Genomic DNA, 17,573 nt, shown 5'->3' on the forward strand with positions numbered 1-17,573 from the left:
TTCTTGTGTACGAACATGATGCAAAGATAGCTTGCGCCACCCAAAAATCCAAATACAAAGTGTCACTTTATTGATTTTTAATGATTTACGGCCGTTAACGGCTATTAACGTGGAAAACAGGAAAAAGTTACCACTGACTGGACAACGGTCAGCTGGACTTTCACTACTACGTTCCCACACGACCGTCTGCAGTTCTGTTTCGGAAAGTTGGTGGGCTCTATCGACTTCGATGATCTCGTGCTGACAAAGGACGGATCTACGGACAATCTGGTTGCCAATGGCGATTTTGCTACTCCTTCTTTGAAGGGATGGAATTCTAACTGGAATGGTCCGACCTACGCTATCGTGAAGGTTGCCTCACCAACAACTGCTATCAAGTCTATCAATACGCAAGCCAAGAAGGCTCAGCAGCCGGCATACAATCTTAGCGGGCAGCGTGTCAATGAGAGCTACAAGGGTCTTGTCATTGTGGATGGCAAGAAGATGATGAGAAAGTAACTACGGAATGATATAAACAAAAAAGCCACTGCACATCTTGTGCAGCGGTTTTTTTTCTAAACGCACCATCTTCGATGGTATCGAAGGTAATTTGTAATCCTCCTTATTGAAATTAATTTGTTTTGCGGGGTTAGGGTGGGGATAAACCCCACCCCTACGGTGGATGACATCCACATACCCTGTTAACGTATTGGTGGGTTCGTAAGGGGGGGGTATCGAAGCTGCTGAAAAAGTCCTGACTACTATCAATTGGAAAGCAAAGTGCTTTGGGGTGGTTCATGTCCCTTTCAGGGACATGATACGGAGAAAAAAATTAGTTACTTGCAATCTGTAACATGTGAGAGACTTTTTCAGCAGCTTCGATAACCCCCACCCCTACGGTGGATGACATCCACATACCTTGTTAACGTATTGGTGGGTTCGTAGGGGTGGGGTTTATCCCCACCCTAACCCCCGGCATGGTAATTAACGCTTTGACTCCGAAAAAGTGACGAAAACAGGAAAAAACCGTTGCACATCAGGTGCAGCGGCTTTTTTAATCTTGCACAGCGGTCTCTTGTATGGTCGTTATTTCACGATTTTCTTACCACCTATTATATATATACCATGTGGCAGGGCGTTGAAGTCCTGACCGACATAGCGGCCGTCGAGCGTATAGATGCGCTTTGTTGCTGCTCCCGTATGCGCTATGCCCTTGATGCCTGTCGTGGTGTCGTGAACATAGTTAAAGGAGACAATACCCGTAGAGCTGTCGTAGGTGATGTTGCGGAGAGCCTTGTTGGTATTTTCGTAACCGCTGTTTCCAGTCTTATACCAGTGCCAGTTGGGACGGTAATGATCGTCGCTAAGCTCTGTGACGTTCAGCGTCTGTAAGCGGCTAAATGTGCCGGGGAAGAGATCACCACGCAGTAGCTCTATATAGTATGATTCTTTTTTCCCGTTTATTTCTACATTTCCTCCATTTTCTTTTAAGTCAGCTGATGCGCACAGGCTGTCAGCCGGTACGATCGCCATGCCTGGATAGCCTTCGATGTCATTGAGTCTGGTACCCATGTAGATGGTTCCGTTTGATGGCTCGTTGACGTGGTAGACCATCAGTCCTTCAGCATATTGATGTGTACTCCAACCTTTTTTCTGGATACTCTCCAGCATGAAGTACTCGTTACTGTTGTTTGGGTTGACAATCTTATAGGCAGTGCCACCCTGCTCTGTGGATGTAGACATCGTCACAGATTGACTCTGGTCGAGTGTCTGAATGTCTACCTGCCATCCCAACTGCTCTTTCTCCCATGCTGTGTAAGGGGTCGGGCAGCAGCCGCCTTTGTAGGTATATTCGCCGCCATCCATCAAATCCCAATACTCCATATTCTGGTTGTTCTTAGCATAACCGGAAGATGTGCCAACAGAAGGGTAGATATCAGGGAGACCCAAAGCGTGGCTGAACTCATGACAAGAGACTCCTACGCCGGCAATCATTGCAGAGTCTTCTGATGCTTTCAATCCACTGAGTTCACTGGCCATGCTGTACCAACGTATACGTTTGCTTACCAGTTTGTTTCCGCTTGCACTTCCTGTCTTAGCCCAAACCGTAGTGTTGGCACCACCGATGTTCTGTCCCAGTCCGGCATAGATGATATAAATACAATCTACGGTCGTGCCATCTTTACAGAACACCGTCGCATCTTTGATAGCCTCGTCGGATGCCTGGAGCTTATTGATAGCATCGTTGATGAGTTCATTGGGTTTTTCATCGCTTCCATTATTGCTGGTTCCTCCATAATAGGTTTCGTTCTTATCTAAGGTGACGGGGCCGTAGACTTTAAAAACGGGATTGAACGCTTTGCTGCTCATGGCTTGGAAGTACTGAGATACGGAACCATAGTTATACTGGTTGCCGTTTCCAAGATTCGCCTGCGTGGTTCCGTTGAAGAACTGCTCAAAGGCTTTTTGGGGTTTGTTGACGGAGAACTTCTGATCTTTGAACTCGACAAGGATGACAGGAATATTGATGGTACCTGTGTGAGGGACATAATTTGGCGACGTGCTCACAGCACGCGTCTGTCCATTCTTGCTGTTGCTGAGGCTTTCCATGTAAGTGCCGCACCGCTTCCGGGCGATGCTCTCAGCTTCGGGTGAGCCGAATACTGGCATGTCCATCAGGTTGCCATTCTTGTCAACAACCTTGGGAAGTTGCTGCTGTGCCATTCCTTGCACCGTCCACAGGCTGACAGCTGTCATTGAAAGCAGAAGTTTCTTCATTATCCTTGTCTTTTTTCAATTTCAATTGCAAAGTTAATTCTTTTTTCTTGTAGCGTCAAATTTTTGCTAAGTTTTTATGTATGAAACAGTTTCGACAATTATATGATACATATCATAAAGTCTGTTTGGACATTTCACCTTACCTTTGCAAAAATAAAAACTAAATCTATAATACACATGAACATCATTCCTTATTTCCGCCATCTTGGCTTGTTGCTGTTGGCACTGTGGCTCTTGCCCGGGAGCATGGAAGCGGCTCCTGATCCTAACTTCTATATCTTCCTCTGCTTCGGGCAAAGCAATATGGAGGGCAACGCCAAGATAGAACCACAAGATCTCACGGGTGTGGATCCGCGATTCCAGATGATGGCTGCCGTCGACGACCACAAGTTGGGACGTAAGATGGGGGAGTGGTATACTGCCACGCCGCCACTTTGCCGCGAGAATACAGGTCTTACTCCGGTGGATTATTTCGGACGTGAGATGGTAGCACGGCTGCCGAAGGACGTGCGCGTGGGCGTGATCACTGTGGCAGTAGGCGGATGTCATATCGAGACGTTTATGCGTGACTCGGTCGACAACTACGTCAAGACACGAGCACCTCAGTGGATGAAGGGTATGCTCGCCTGCTACGGCAACAATCCTTATAACCGTTTGGTGACCTTGGCACGCAAGGCTCAGCAGGTCGGCGTGATCAAAGGCATTCTGCTCCATCAGGGCGAGAGCAACACGGGAGATGTGCGCTGGCCCGAGAAGGTGGCGTGGGTCTATAACCAACTTATCGCTGACTTGCATCTGAAATCAGAAGACGTGCCCTTGCTCGCCGGTGAGGTTGTACGTGCGGACGGCCACGGACGCTGTGTGGCAATGAATGCGATCATCGACAAACTGCCTGAGACGATCCACACGGCACACGTGATCTCTTCCGAGGGCTGCACCAACGGTCCCGACAATCTCCACTTCGATGCTGCCGGCTACAGAGAACTTGGGCGGCGGTATGCTTATAAGATGTTGTCTCTGCTTGGCTATCCTGTATTCAAGAGTGTCGCAGTTCCGGCTGATGCCGTGACGAGCGAGACGGCAGAACCCGGCAATGAGTATCCGAAGATCGACAGCAGCCGACGTGCCTATTTCCGTCTGCACGCTCCTGCCGCACAGCATGTCGTGGCTGACATCTGCGGAAAGAAATACGATATGCAGCGTGACGAGACGGGTACATGGACGGGTGTCAGTGATCCGCTGCCGGTGGGATTCCACTATTATTTCTTCTGGGTAGACGGCGTGCAAGTGACAGATCCGGCTACTGACACGTATTTCGGATGCTGCCGCCAGGCCAGTGCCTTGGAAGTGCCGGAAGGATCTGAGGGCGACTACTATCGTCCGCAGCAGGGCGTGGCTAAAGGCCAGGTGCGCTCATTCCAGTATTATGCTGGTTCCACGCACCAGTGGCGTCGGGCAATGGTCTACACGCCGGCAGAATATGAACAGGGAAAGAAACGCTATCCGGTGCTCTATCTGCAGCATGGAATGGGTGAAGACGAGACTGGCTGGAGCCATCAGGGCAAGATGCAAAACATCATGGACAACCTGATAGCCGCTGGTAAGGCAGTGCCGATGATCGTCGTGATGGAGAGCGGCGACGTGAAAGCACCTTACCGTCCCGATAAGGATGGAGGCAACCAAGCCGGTCTGAGCCAGTATGGCGCTACGTTCTATCAGGTGCTCATCAATGATTTGATACCTACGATCGACAAGAACTTCCGTACAAAGACCGACCGGGACCACCGTGCAATGGCGGGTCTGTCATGGGGCGGGCACCAAACCTTCGACATGGTATTCACGCATCTCGACAAGTTCTCCTATTGCGGAGGCTTCAGCGGTGCCATCTTCGGGTTGGATGTCAACAAGACATACGATGGCATCTTCTCACGCCCTGACGAAGTGAACAGTAAGTTGCATACCCTCTTCCTCGGTTGTGGCAGTGAGGAAAACATGGGCACGTCGAAGCTGATCAAGGATCTCAGAGGCGCAGGCGTGAAGGTAGAGGACTATGTCTCGCCCGGAACAGCCCATGAGTGGCTGACCTGGCGCCGATGCCTCAAGGAGTTTGTAGTGAAGCTCTTTAAGAAATAGCGCACTTATTCGTGGTGGTAAGGCTCACCTTTGATGATCGTACAAGCCCGATAAAGCTGTTCGACAAAGATGAGTCTTACCATCTGATGACTGAAAGTCAACCGCGAAAGCGATATCTTGTCATTGGCGCGTGCGTATACTTCCGGTGAGAATCCATACGGACCACCGATGATGAATACCAGCCGTCGGGCTGTGTTCTGCTTGTGCAGCAACCAGTCGGCGAGTTCTATGGAGCGGAATTCCTTGCCATGCTCGTCAAGGAGCACCACTGTGTCGCTGTTTTGCAACTCTTGCAGGATCAGTTGGCCTTCCTTTTCTTTTTGTTGTGCCTCGGTGAGACTCTTGGTGTTTTTCAGTTCCGGAATGGTGCGGATCTCAAAAGGCATGTAGTGTGCGATGCGCTCAGTGTAGTCATTGATGCCCGCAATGAAATGTTTGTTTTGTGTCTTGCCGACGAGGATAAGGATGGTCTTCATGGTTATTCTCCTTTAGTGAGTGAAGCATCTTTGTCGCAGGAATCATTCTTTTCGAGGGTTGACTGATGCGCCTTGTCGTGCGTATCTTGCTCTTTGAGGCTTGAATATTGTGCCTTGCGTTTGGGATTCATGGGAAACCAGCCTTTCTCCACTCTTTTCTTTTGTTCAAAGAGTTCGCCGATCGACCACAGCAGACTGGCGCCAGTGACACCGACAATGGCTGAGAGTATGGTGTCGGCAATGCACAATGACGCGCCAATACATGCCAAACCGGCAATAAGAAACAGCCACCAGGGACGTGTGCCCCAATGGTATTCAGTCTTGATGACAACGGGATGGAAGACACCTATTATAATAAAGGTGCTGATAGCGAGAAGTAGTCCAGTGAAATGCATTCCTTTTTGTTTTGGTACAAATTTACAAATTTTTATCTGTAACGTGGCGTGTTTATCGCAAATATTTGCTATCTTTGCCCATAGAACTAATTATTTCTAACAAAGATATCATATCATGGAAAACAACGCAGCGCTCATAGCCCAATGTGAGGCTAAGGCAAAGGCATGGCTCTCGCCTTCGTTTGACGAGCAGACACGCAATGAAGTTCAGGCAATGCTTGACAATCCTGACAAGACACAACTCATAGAAAGCTTCTATAAAGACTTGGAGTTTGGTACCGGCGGACTGCGTGGTATCATGGGACCTGGCACCAACCGCATGAACATCTATGTTGTCGGTATGGCCACCCAAGGCTTTGCCAACTATCTGAAAAAGAACTTCAAGGATCGTGAACAGATCTCAGTGGTGGTCTGCCACGACTGCCGCAACAACAGTCGCCTGTATGCCGAGACAGTAGCAAACATCTTCTCTGCCAATGGCATCAAGGCTTATATCTTCGACGACCTGCGCCCAACGCCTGAGTGTTCCTTCGCTATCCGCTATCTAAAGGCCCAGGCCGGTGTGAATATCACGGCCAGCCATAACCCACGAGAGTACAACGGCTACAAGGCTTATTGGGAGGATGGCGCTCAGGTGCTGGCTCCTCACGACAAAGGTATTATCGACGAGGTGAACAAGGTGACAATCGATGACGTGAAGTTCCAACCCAACAAAGATCTCATTCAGATCATTGGCGAGGACATCGACGAGCCTTATCTGCGTCAGATCCGCACGATCTCTATCGACCGTGAGGTGATCCGTCGTCAGCACGATCTGAAGATCGTCTACACTCCGCTCCACGGTGCTGGTCGCGTGATGATTCCGCGTTCGCTGGCTTATTGGGGTTTTGACAATGTACACTGCGTTCCTGAGCAGATGATCAAGGACGGAAACTTCCCAACCGTCGACCGTCCAAACCCAGAGTTCGCCGAGGCGTTGACGCTCGGACTGCGTGACGCTAAAAAGCTCGATGCTGATATTCTCATGGCCTCTGACCCGGATGCAGACCGCGTCGGTATGGCTTGCAAGAACGATAAGGGTGAGTGGGTGCTGATCAACGGCAACCAGACCTGTCTGATCTTCTTGTGGTATATCATCACGAACCGCAAGGCTAAGGGCTTGCTCAAGCCGACGGACTTCATCGTGAAGACAATCGTTACGACAGAGGTGATCCGCAAGATCGCTGCAAAGCAAAACATCGAGATGCGTGACTGCTACACGGGCTTTAAGTGGATTGCCCGCGAGATTGCACTCTCAGAAGGCAAACAGCAGTATATCGGCGGCGGTGAGGAGAGCTACGGCTTCCTTGCTGAGGACTTCGTGCGCGATAAGGACGCTGTGTCTGCTTGCTCGCTGCTGGCAGAGATCTGCGCTTATGCCAAGGATCAGGGCAAGACGCTCTACGACATCCTCATGGGCATCTATCTCGAATATGGCTTCTCTAAGGAGTTCACCGTAAATGTGGAGCGTCCCGGAAAGAGTGGTGCTGAGGAGATCCAGAAGATGATGAGTGACTTCCGCGCTAACCCGCCGAAGGAGCTCGGTGGCTCTAAGGTAGTGCTGTGGAAGGACTATAAGACGTTGAAGGCTACTGCTGCTGATGGTAAGGTTACTGACCTTGTCATGCCGGAGGCCAGCAATGTGCTGCAGTGGTTCTGCGACGACGACACCAAAGTGAGTGTTCGTCCATCGGGAACAGAGCCTAAGATCAAGTTCTACATAGAGGTGAAGGATACTATGACGGATGCTTCACAGTATGAGGAACTGGACAAGAAAGGCATGAAGAAGATCGAGGCTATCAAGAAGAGCCTTGGTCTTGACAAGGACTAAGTATATTGCTTAGCTAACTCTAATTCCCCTTGCTGCTGATGTGTGGCAAGGGGATTTTTGTTGCGTGCTTGCTTTTGGTTTGACCGTTATTGTCATGTCCTATGTTTGTTGGGTATACTGACAATAATGGGCAGGGAATGCAATCTTTTTCTGCTTTCGTCATTGGGACACCCGAGTTCCAAGATTGGTGACTATATCGGTCCACTCATATGTTTTGCGGGGTTAGGGCGGGGTTCATCCCCGCCCTAACCCTCTTGTCTGTAATATTCTCACACCGAGAACACAGAGATCTCTACCCGTGAGAATGTTCACACAGATTCCACTCTCCACAGATCTTAACAGTCTCTCTGTGCTCTCCGTATTCTCTGTGTGAGATAAATCCAGTGCATTCATGCTTCGTTAATCTGTAATCTGTTAAATCTGTGTGAAAAAATCCTCCGTAACAAACAAAATCAATAATCCTGATGAGATCTGGACTATATATATGTTTTGTCCTTCTTAATGTCTTTATTGCGGATACACCATATTGGCATTTGTCATCTTCATGAGCACCTCGTCGAGGAACTTGCGTGCCTCCCATCGTGCCATCGGCAGGTCGTGGAGCAGGTAATTGCCGCAGTCGCGTGGTGCGGCCCCGGGGATTTCTCCTTCGAAGTCGGCGATGAAGCGGAAGGTGCGCTGCATGAGCGGCACGATGTCCTTAGGCTCGAGGTCACCGCGGAGCAAGAGATAGTTGCCCGTTAGGCAGCCCATCGGTCCCCAGTAGATCACGCGGTCCTTCCACTCCTCATCGTTTCTGAGGAAGGTGGCGGCGAGATGCTCGATAGTGTGCAGGGCACCGGCGTGGACAACGGGCTCGCGGTTGGGTTCTTTCATGCGTATGTCGAAGGTGGTGACCACCTCGTTGCCCACCTCGTCCTTGCGCGAGACGTAGATGCCGCGCAGGAGCTTTTCGTGGTTGATGGTAAAGGATGGAATCTTATTCATGTGTTTTTGTGTGTTTATGCTTTTGTCGTATCATTGCAGTCGGCGAGTTTTTTGAGAAAGTCGCGTGTCATCTCGAAGCTGCCCTCAGCCATGCGGTTCCAGAAATCGAAGTACTGCGAGGCATTGGTGTCCTTGAGCGGCACGTCGCTGATGATGCGGAACGAGATGAAAGGTGTCTTGTAGATGAAGCAAGTCTGAGCGATGGCACAGCTCTCCATGTCCACGGCAGTGGCATTGGGGAAGTGCTTCATGATGGCCTGCATCTTTTCGCGCTTGTCGACAAACCAGTCGCCGCTGACGGTGAGCCCCTTGACGACCTTGGTGCCCTCCGCCATCTTGATGCTCAAGGCGGTGTCTACGAGATCCTTGGGAGCCTTGAAGCTGGTGGGCATACCCATGACCTGACCGTAGGTGACGTCGTTGCCGCAGTAGACATCGTGGTAGACACATTCCGAGGCCACGACCACGTCGAGTGGGTTGAGCGCAACATCTGCACCGCCGGCGCAGCCCGTGGAGATGACTAAGTCAGGCGCGTAGTTGTCGATCATCTCCACGGCACCAATGGCAGCATTGACTTTGCCAATGCCACACTGTTGCATGATGATCTCGGTCTGACCAATATATCCCCGGATGAAATCCTTGTGATGATGACGCTCGGTCTGCGTCTCGTCGAGCAATGTCTTGAGTTGCGTGAACTCCTTGTCCATTGCGACAATGATGCCAATCTTTTTCACTTGTCGATGATTTTTGTTAGTCTCTGCGCTTGCAATATCGTGGGCGGGGGCAGAAATGCTGTGCAAAGTTACAAAAAAAAGGTATTATCACCACTTTTAACGCCTGCTTTTTAACTATCAGCGAAAAAATATGTAACTTTGCCCATAGAATAAACGTTTATAGAATATTATGTTATGGAAACATTGAAGAAGTGGTTGCCGGACATTCTGGCCGTCATTCTCTTTGCCGTCATCGGCTTTGTCTATTTCATGCCTGCTGACATCGACGGCAGAGTCCTTTACCGCGAAGACTCCTCGGCGGGCCGCGGACTCGGTCAGGAGAGTAAGCTCTATCTTGAGAAAACCGGCGAGCGCACCCGTTGGACCAATTCCGCTTTCAGCGGTATGCCCACCTATCAGGTCTCGCCGTCCTACACCTCGACCACTGTCTTGGGTAAGATGGAGGATGCCTACCACCTGTGGCTGCCCGAAAACGTGTGGTATGTCTTTGCCTATCTCTTGGGCTTCTACATTCTGCTGCGTGCTTTCGACTTCAAACAGTACCTCGCTGTGCTGGGCTCCATCCTCTGGGCTTTCTCCAGCTATTTCTTCATCATCATTGCCGCAGGACATATCTGGAAGGTCATGGCACTGGCCTATCTGCCGCCGATGATCGCCGGCATGGTGCTCAGCTACCGTGGTAAATATCTGTGGGGATTGATCGTCACGGCGATCTTCACTGCCTTTGAGATCAATGCCAACCACGTGCAGATGACCTATTACTATCTTTTCATCATCCTCTTCATGGTCATCGCCTGGCTTGTCATGGCCATCCGCGACAAGAAGTTGCCGCAGTTTGTCAAGGGCTCGGTGGTCTGCGCCGTCGGTGCCCTGCTCGGCGTGCTGATCAACATCTCCAATCTCTATCACACGTGGGAATATACCAAGGAGAGTATGCGTGGAAAGAGCGAGCTGGTAAAGAAAAACTCCAGCAACCAGACCAGCAGCGGACTCGACCGCGACTACATCACGCAGTGGAGCTACGGCATCGGCGAGACCTGGACGCTGCTCGTGCCCAACACCAAGGGCGGTGCCTCCGTGCCACTGGCGCAGAACGCCAAGGCCATGGAGAAAGCTGATCCTAACTTCATGCAGATCTATCAGCAGATGGGACAGTACTGGGGCGATCAGCCCGGAACGAGCGGCCCGGTGTATGTCGGGGCCTTCGTGCTGATGCTCTTCATCCTCGGATTGTTCATCGTGAAAGGCCCGATGAAGTGGGCTCTCTTAGGAGCTACCATCCTGAGCATCCTGCTCTCGTGGGGCCGCAACTTCATGGGCTTCACCAATTTCTTCCTCGACTACATCCCGATGTACGCCAAGTTCCGCACGGTGGCTTCCATCCTCGTTATCGCTGAGTTCACGATACCTCTGCTCGCCATGATGGCTTTGAAGAAGATCGTCGACGAGCCGGAGATCCTCAAGACCAAGATTCGTTGGGTGTGGGTGAGCTTCGCGCTGACGGGCGGCATTGCCCTGCTCTTCTGGCTGATGCCTTCGGTGTTCTTCCCCGACTATATCTCGGCGCAGGAAAACCAGGCCCTGGCACAGATCCCGGCAGAATATCTCGGGCCGCTGAAATCCAATCTGACGGCGATCCGCGAGTATATCTTCTCTTCCGATGCCCTGCGCTCGTTCATCATCGTGGCTCTCGGCATGGCACTGCTCATGCTCTATAAGTATAAGAAGCTCAACGCCAAGATGCTCGTAGGCTGTGTGACGGTGCTCTGCCTCGTGGATATGTGGCAGGTCAACAAGCGCTATCTCAACGATGGCATGTTTGTGGAGGCCAGCGTGCGCAACAGCGACCAGCCGATGACAGCCACGGACCGGCAGATCCTCAAGGACAAAGGACTGGACTATCGCGTGCTGAACCTCGCGTCGAACACGTTCAACGAGAACGAGACCTCGTACTATCACAAGAGCATCGGTGGCTATCATCCTGCCAAGCTGCGCCGCTATCAGGAGATGATCGACGCCTATATCGCTCCCGAGATGCAGAAGATGATGCCCGCCATCTCCAAGGCTGGCGGCGACATGACCAAGGTCGACGGATCGAAAGAGTGGCCGGTGCTGAACATGCTCAATGCCAAATACTTCATCCTGCCCTTGCAGAGTGGACAGACGGTGCCCTTGCAGAATCCTTATGTTCAGGGCAACGCGTGGTTTGTGGACAAGGTCGACTATGTCGACAATGCCAACCAGGAGATCGACCGCGTAGGTAAGATCGACTTGCACCATGAGGCTGTCGCCGACAAGAAGTTCAGCGAGCAACTCGGCAAAGCCGTCAAGCAGGACGGTACCTCCTTGGCGGTCATCAAAAGCTACGAACCCAACCACCTGACCTACGAGGTGAACTCCGACAAGGGCGGCGTGCTCGTGTTCTCTGAGATCTATTATCCCGAGTGGACAGCGACCGTCGACGGACAGAAGGCTGAGCTGGGACGTGTGAACTATATCCTGCGCGCCTTGAACGTGAAACCGGGCAAGCACGAGGTCGTCCTTGACTTCCATCCTGCTTCCATCCGCACGACCGAGACACTGGCCTACTGCTCTTATGGCATCCTCGCCCTGCTGATTGCGGCAGGAGCCTTCATGGCGCGCCGCAAGAACAAGGAGAAGGCATAATACATTTACCACCTTATTATATATAGCATATTGATCAGATCACTGTTTTTCGACATCGACGGCACCTTGGTGAGCTTTCGCACGCATCGCATCCCACAGGCTACTGTTGACGCACTCACAGAGGCGAAGACCCGTGGCGTGAAGATTTTCATCTCCACGGGTCGTCCCATACAGTTTATCACAAACCTTTCCCAGATCGAACATCTCCTCGACGGCTACATCACGACCAATGGCGCTTACTGCTTTGTGGGCGACCAAACGGTGTGCTGCCACCCTATCGATCCCGCTGACGTGCAGAAGATCCTGCAGGCTTGCGACCGTTTCGACCGGGCAGCCATCGTCGTTGGGCGGAAGACCATTGCCGTCTACAACCGTCAGCCTATCGTGGACAAGAGCTTCGGGGAAGGGCTGGGACTGACAGACCTCCACTTCGACGAGCTCAGCAATGTGTTCCGGCAGGACATCCTGCAGGTGACGCCTTTCATCACTGACGAGGAAGAGGCTCAACTCATGCCCATGATTCCCCACTGCGTCGGTGGCCGATGGACCAAGGAGTTTGTAGACATCACGCAGGAAAATGCCGACAAGGGCAAGGGACTCGTGGCCATGGCAGCCTATGAGCACTTCCGCATCGACGAGACAATGGCATTCGGCGATGGGGGCAACGACATTCCTATCATCCGGCAGGCCGGTATCGGCGTGGCAATGGGCAACGGCGGTGACAATGTCAAAGCGGCAGCCGACTACGTTACCGCGGCTGTCGACGATGAGGGCGTGAGAAAGGCGCTCATACATTTTGGAGTCATCAAAGGCTGAAAACAGCGCTTTAGAAATGTATATTCGTCGAAAATAACATGAAAACGATGTTTCTTTAAGAAAAAAACAGTAATTTTGCGAGTAAAATCATTAGATTAGGACATACATGGAAAAACTTGTTATCAATTCCTATGAGGAGTTTGCTGCTCACGAGGGACAACAATTAGGTATATCGGACTGGTTGCAGGTGGATCAGGACCGCATCAACCAGTTTGCTGACGCTACACTCGACCATCAGTGGATACACGTCGACGTGGAGCGTGCCAAGAAGGAAAGTCCCTATAAGAGCACCATCGCACATGGTTACCTGACCCTTTCGCTGCTGCCTCATCTGTGGGGACAGATCATCGAGGTCAACAACCTGAAGATGATGGTCAACTATGGCATGGACAAGATGCGCTTTGGCGTGCCCGTCATCACAGGCAGCCGCATCAGACTGAATGCCAAACTCGACAAGATCGAAAACCTGCGCGGTATCTGCAAAGCTTATATCGGCTTCAAAATAGAAATCGAGGGACAGCGCAAGCCTGCTCTGCAGGGTGAGGCACAGTTCCTCTATTACTTTGAATAACTATGGATCATTTACCAAAGGATCCGGCAATGCTGGTCTCAGCGGTGAACATGCTGTTGCGCGACGAAGAGTTTGATTCCCTGTCAGAACTCTGCTATTGCTTCAATAGTGACCCCGACCATCTCAAGAGCTATCTGCTGGATCATGGTTTTTCATGGAATGAAGACCAGAAACAGTTTAAGGAGTGCTGAGCTGTCCTCGGCAAATATGGACTGAAGAATTCAACGATTTCTTAATTCGGAATTATTTATGTGTGGAATAGTAGGATACATCGGCCAACGTCAGGCCTATGACATATTGATCGGTGGACTTCACCGCTTGGAATACCGTGGTTACGATTCTGCCGGTGTGGCACTGATCAATGCTGAGGACCAACTCAATGTCTACAAAGCCAAGGGCAAGGTTGCTGACTTGGAGACGGCGGCAGCCGGAAAGGACTGCTCTGGAACGGTGGGCATCGCCCATACTCGCTGGGCTACTCATGGTGAGCCCTCTGTGCGCAACGCCCATCCTCATGTGTCGGACTCCGGCAATCTCGTCATCGTGCACAATGGTATCATTGAGAACTATACCATCCTGCGCAAGCAGCTTGCCAAGAAGGGATTTACCTTTAAGAGTGACACGGATACCGAGGTGCTTGTGCAACTCATTCAGTATGCACAGGACAAGCACAAGTGTCCCTTGGCCGAAGCTGTGCGCCATGCGCTGAACAAATGTATCGGTGCCTACGCCATCGCCGTGCTCGACCGCCGCGATCCCGGCACGCTGGTGGTGGCACGCAAAGGATCACCGCTCGTCGTGGGCATCGGCAAGGACAATAGTGAATTTTTTGTCGCCTCAGACGCTACACCGATTGCCGGTTATACGCAAAACGTCGTATACCTCGACGATGAGCAGATCGCTGTGTGCCAGCCTGGCAAGGAACTAAAGATCATCGACTTGAAAAACAAGAAGGTGGATGTCAGCGTCAAGCAGATTGATATGGATCTCGACATGCTCGACCGTGGTGGTTTCCCCCATTTCATGCTCAAGGAGATCTTTGACCAGCCGCGTTGCCTGCGTGACTGCATGAGCGGCCGCCTCTTCGACGACAAGGTCATCCTTTCCGCTGTACGCAACAACCGCGCCCGGCTGCTCTCGGCAACACGCTTCATCATCGTGGCCTGTGGTACGAGCTGGCATGCCGGACTTATCGGCAAGCAGCTCATCGAGCACTATTGCAAGATTCCCGTGGAGGTGGACTATGCATCGGAGTTCCGCTACCGCGACCCCGTGATCCTGCCCACCGACGTGGTCATCGCCATCTCGCAGAGCGGTGAGACCGCTGACACGCTGGCAGCCATCAAGCTCGCCAAAGAGCGCGGCGCGTTTATCTTTGGCATCGTCAACGCTGTCGGCTCCAGCATCGCACGAGAGACCGACACTGGCATCTACATCCATGTGGGACCGGAGATCGGCGTGGCCTCGACAAAAGCCTTCACCGGTCAGCTCACCTGTCTGACGCTGCTCGCCCTGGCACTCGCCAACGCAAAGGGTACCGTAGACCACGATGAGTTCGTCAGTCTGACGAAAGAGCTGGGGCAGATTCCCGATAAGATCGATAAGCTGCTCAAGGAGAACGATTGCATCAAGCAGTTGGCTCGCACCTATACCTACGCCACCAACTTCCTCTACCTCGGTCGCGGATGGAACTATCCCGTGGCCTTGGAGGGAGCATTGAAGTTGAAGGAGATCAGCTATATACACGCTGAGGGCTATCCTGCTGCGGAGATGAAGCATGGTCCTATCGCATTGGTGGACAATATGATGCCAGTGCTCTTTGTGGCTACACATCACGAAGGATACGAGAAAGTGGTCTCCAACATGCAGGAGGTAAAGGCACGTGGCGGCCGCATCATTGCTGTAGTCACCGAGGGCGATACCGAGGTGCAAAAGATTGCTGATGAGGTGATCAATGTCCCATCGACATTAGCGCCATTGGCACCGCTGCTCACCGTGATCCCTTTACAGCTGCTCGCTTACCACATTGCCGTGGAGAAAGGATTGGATGTCGACCAGCCGCGCAACCTCGCCAAGAGTGTGACCGTGGAGTAGGGCAGAGCAACCACTCGCTTGCAACTCTTTGTGTTTATAAAAAAGCAATTTAGAATATGCAATATTTCATTGTTATCAACGACGTGCAGCAAGGTCCGTTCAGCATCGACGAACTGCGTCAGCGCAATATCACCTCTGACACGCTCGTGTGGGCAGAGGGCATGCCGCAATGGGTACCGGCCTGGCAGGTAGCGGAACTACGACCGCTCTTCTATGCCGATGCTCAGACGGCTCAGAGTACTGCTGCTCAGCAGACGCCGCCACCGCCTCCATACGGGATACAAAATGGTGCACAATCCTCCAACACTACGGGTGACAACTATCAGGGACCCGGTGCGGGAGATACTACGCAGCCGCCTTCTCAGCCGGGGAAAAACAACAGTAAGAAGGTGCTCACTTATGTGGGCATCGCACTTGCCATTCTGCTGCTGCTCATGGCGATTACCAATCCCTCTAAGGATGAGCACCGCCAGGTCATTAAAGACCATATCACTGCTGGGTTTAATCGGGGATTGAACGATGGCGATAACAGTGGATTGGCCTCACTGGCCTCTTCGATGATCTCGGCATTGGCAGGACCCGTCATCAACAATGCCATCGACAACCTGCTGCAATACCATAACTATGTCTTCTGGTCCACGACCACAATCGACATTCCGGGTGCCGGTGAGCAACGTACTTCCTTGGGCATCTTTGGAAAAGTATTCACCTCTGACGAGGCTACCATCGCTGAGGCTGTGGCAAAAGCCACGGATGACAAGGGCGACAAAGAAGACTCTACGTCTACAACCATCTTTACTGGTGGCGACAACAGCAGTGATGACGCAGGTGGTGATGTCACCCGGCAGGTCACCGACACCGTCGTGTCGATGGGCAACAAGGTCGGGCGTACGGTCGTGCGCCATGTCAGCAGTGTGGTCAGCAAGGAAATAAAAAAGGAAATCAACCAAAACGCCGACAGTGCGACGGTATCGGGAATCGACAAGATCATCAATGCTGTGGAGGATTTCCTCAAAGGTCTTTGATGTCTTTGTGCCTTGGTGACGCTTTATGATGTTACTTCGTTCCATAGATTTTCGTTCGTAACTATTCACCGAATACAGGTCGAAAGGCAGAAAAATAAAAAGATAATCCCCGCCTCTACGCCCTCACCGCATGCTGCGCCGTTAACAGGGTAATACTAGCAAAACGATTTGGATGCTATCCACCGAAAGGAATTTGCTGAATAGTTATGTTACTTCAAGATGGTTGCGGAATTGAGGGATAGTCTAAGTGATTCTAGGTAAAGTCAACATAAAATTCCGTTTGGAATTTTTCTAGCTGGCAAAAGGTCTTTCGCTGCGTAGGTTTTAATCATTCGCTACCTAGCGAAAGACCTTTTTCTATAGCATTACAACATTGGGAACATAGTTTCGACCCCACGAGAACATAGCTTCGACCCCACGAGAACATAGTTTCGATCCCACGAGAACATAGCTTCGACCCCACGAGAACACTGCTTCGACCCACCAAGAACATCGCTTCCCCAAATTTTGGCAAAAGTTCACAAAAACTGAGGACTGTATCAGAGCTGTTATTATATTCCTTCCCAAAAGTCTCATCCTTATCCTGTTGCTGCTGGGGCATGATATTTTCTTTGGTATCATCCATATGGTTATATAAGGCTTATTACAAGCAGCTTCCACACAGAGAGACATAGAAAACACAGCGAAGGCTTTGCCTTATTGAGTGTATACAGGGTGTGTACATGGGAAAAAAAGGAAGTAATTTTTCACGCTCATAATGCCATGAAATCCAAAAAAAATATGTAAGTTTGCAATATGAAATGGAAACTGAAAATTGATTGGCGCAAGGTCGTGCTGTTTCTCGTTATCTCAGCAGGACTGCTATATTTGACCCGCTCTGTGCTCATGGCGGCAGGAGTTATCATGCTGCTCTTCGTTGTTGACAGTCTGATCAGCGATTGGGAATACCGTCGCAAAACCCACGAACTGTTCAAGGACATCAGAGAGCAGCAGGAACAGAAAACCAAAGAGAAACAATCAGATGCCGACCGGAGACATTGAGAAAGCT

The 17,573-nt window shown here is 51.2% G+C and carries 15 protein-coding genes; 10 read left to right on the forward strand and 5 right to left on the reverse strand.

Features of this window, described 5'->3' with window-relative positions:
* Window positions 1-207 precede the first annotated feature (207 nt).
* The gene (locus tag FYJ73_RS03995; protein ID WP_154533425.1) at window positions 208-498 is read left to right on the forward strand and encodes a hypothetical protein; all 291 of its coding nucleotides are present in this window, start codon (window positions 208-210) and stop codon (window positions 496-498) included.
* A gap of 567 nt (window positions 499-1,065) precedes the next feature.
* On the opposite strand, the gene FYJ73_RS04000 is transcribed toward FYJ73_RS03995, so the two are convergent.
* The gene (locus tag FYJ73_RS04000; protein WP_154533426.1) at window positions 1,066-2,757 is read right to left on the reverse strand and encodes a M6 family metalloprotease domain-containing protein; all 1,692 of its coding nucleotides are present in this window, start codon (window positions 2,755-2,757) and stop codon (window positions 1,066-1,068) included.
* A 246-nt stretch (window positions 2,758-3,003) separates the two neighbouring features.
* Here FYJ73_RS04000 and FYJ73_RS04005 point away from each other — a divergent pair, with 246 nt between their 5' ends.
* Window positions 3,004-4,890: a sialate O-acetylesterase gene (locus FYJ73_RS04005; protein ID WP_235899226.1), complete on the forward strand. Its 1,887-nt coding sequence runs from the start codon at window positions 3,004-3,006 to the stop codon at window positions 4,888-4,890.
* Between the two features lie 5 nt (window positions 4,891-4,895).
* Here the strand turns inward: FYJ73_RS04005 and rlmH are convergent, their stop codons facing one another.
* Both rlmH and FYJ73_RS04015 read right to left on the reverse strand, forming a co-directional pair.
* Window positions 4,896-5,366 (reverse strand): 23S rRNA (pseudouridine(1915)-N(3))-methyltransferase RlmH, encoded by a 471-nt coding sequence (rlmH, locus tag FYJ73_RS04010; RefSeq protein ID WP_154533428.1) that lies wholly within the window; start codon window positions 5,364-5,366, stop codon window positions 4,896-4,898.
* A 2-nt stretch (window positions 5,367-5,368) separates the two neighbouring features.
* Window positions 5,369-5,761 (reverse strand): DUF4491 family protein, encoded by a 393-nt coding sequence (locus FYJ73_RS04015; RefSeq protein WP_154533429.1) that lies wholly within the window; start codon window positions 5,759-5,761, stop codon window positions 5,369-5,371.
* 115 nt (window positions 5,762-5,876) lie between these two features.
* Here FYJ73_RS04015 and FYJ73_RS04020 point away from each other — a divergent pair, with 115 nt between their 5' ends.
* Window positions 5,877-7,631, forward strand: coding sequence for a phospho-sugar mutase (locus FYJ73_RS04020; RefSeq protein ID WP_154533430.1), 1,755 nt, complete (start codon window positions 5,877-5,879; stop codon window positions 7,629-7,631).
* A gap of 507 nt (window positions 7,632-8,138) precedes the next feature.
* Here FYJ73_RS04020 and FYJ73_RS04025 read toward each other — a convergent pair.
* Both FYJ73_RS04025 and FYJ73_RS04030 read right to left on the reverse strand, forming a co-directional pair.
* Window positions 8,139-8,618 carry an S-ribosylhomocysteine lyase gene (locus FYJ73_RS04025; protein ID WP_154533431.1) on the reverse strand — a complete coding sequence of 160 codons (480 nt, stop codon included), beginning with the start codon at window positions 8,616-8,618 and terminating at the stop codon, window positions 8,139-8,141.
* A 14-nt stretch (window positions 8,619-8,632) separates the two neighbouring features.
* A complete protein-coding gene (locus FYJ73_RS04030; RefSeq protein ID WP_336509570.1) occupies window positions 8,633-9,352 on the reverse strand; it encodes a 5'-methylthioadenosine/adenosylhomocysteine nucleosidase in 720 nt (239 codons plus the stop codon).
* Window positions 9,353-9,526: 174 nt separating this feature from the next.
* Here FYJ73_RS04030 and FYJ73_RS04035 point away from each other — a divergent pair, with 174 nt between their 5' ends.
* From FYJ73_RS04035 to FYJ73_RS04065, 7 genes are all read left to right on the forward strand, one after another.
* On the forward strand, window positions 9,527-12,019 hold the full coding sequence (locus FYJ73_RS04035; protein WP_154533432.1) for a YfhO family protein: 2,493 nt from the start codon (window positions 9,527-9,529) through the stop codon (window positions 12,017-12,019).
* A gap of 27 nt (window positions 12,020-12,046) precedes the next feature.
* On the forward strand, window positions 12,047-12,835 hold the full coding sequence (locus FYJ73_RS04040) for a Cof-type HAD-IIB family hydrolase (RefSeq protein ID WP_336509573.1): 789 nt from the start codon (window positions 12,047-12,049) through the stop codon (window positions 12,833-12,835).
* A 106-nt stretch (window positions 12,836-12,941) separates the two neighbouring features.
* On the forward strand, window positions 12,942-13,406 hold the full coding sequence (locus FYJ73_RS04045) for a MaoC family dehydratase (RefSeq protein WP_154533434.1): 465 nt from the start codon (window positions 12,942-12,944) through the stop codon (window positions 13,404-13,406).
* A gap of 2 nt (window positions 13,407-13,408) precedes the next feature.
* A complete protein-coding gene (locus FYJ73_RS04050; RefSeq protein ID WP_154533435.1) occupies window positions 13,409-13,597 on the forward strand; it encodes a DUF4250 domain-containing protein in 189 nt (62 codons plus the stop codon).
* A 58-nt stretch (window positions 13,598-13,655) separates the two neighbouring features.
* Window positions 13,656-15,500, forward strand: coding sequence for a glutamine--fructose-6-phosphate transaminase (isomerizing) (gene glmS, locus FYJ73_RS04055; RefSeq protein ID WP_154533436.1), 1,845 nt, complete (start codon window positions 13,656-13,658; stop codon window positions 15,498-15,500).
* 56 nt (window positions 15,501-15,556) lie between these two features.
* The gene (locus FYJ73_RS04060; protein WP_154533437.1) at window positions 15,557-16,525 is read left to right on the forward strand and encodes a GYF domain-containing protein; all 969 of its coding nucleotides are present in this window, start codon (window positions 15,557-15,559) and stop codon (window positions 16,523-16,525) included.
* 795 nt (window positions 16,526-17,320) lie between these two features.
* Window positions 17,321-17,566 (forward strand): hypothetical protein, encoded by a 246-nt coding sequence (locus tag FYJ73_RS04065; protein WP_154533438.1) that lies wholly within the window; start codon window positions 17,321-17,323, stop codon window positions 17,564-17,566.
* Window positions 17,567-17,573: the final 7 nt, after the last annotated feature.

Origin of the sequence: Hallella mizrahii, assembly GCF_009695775.1 — a bacterium.
Classification (GTDB): Bacteria; Bacteroidota; Bacteroidia; order Bacteroidales; family Bacteroidaceae; genus Prevotella; species Prevotella mizrahii.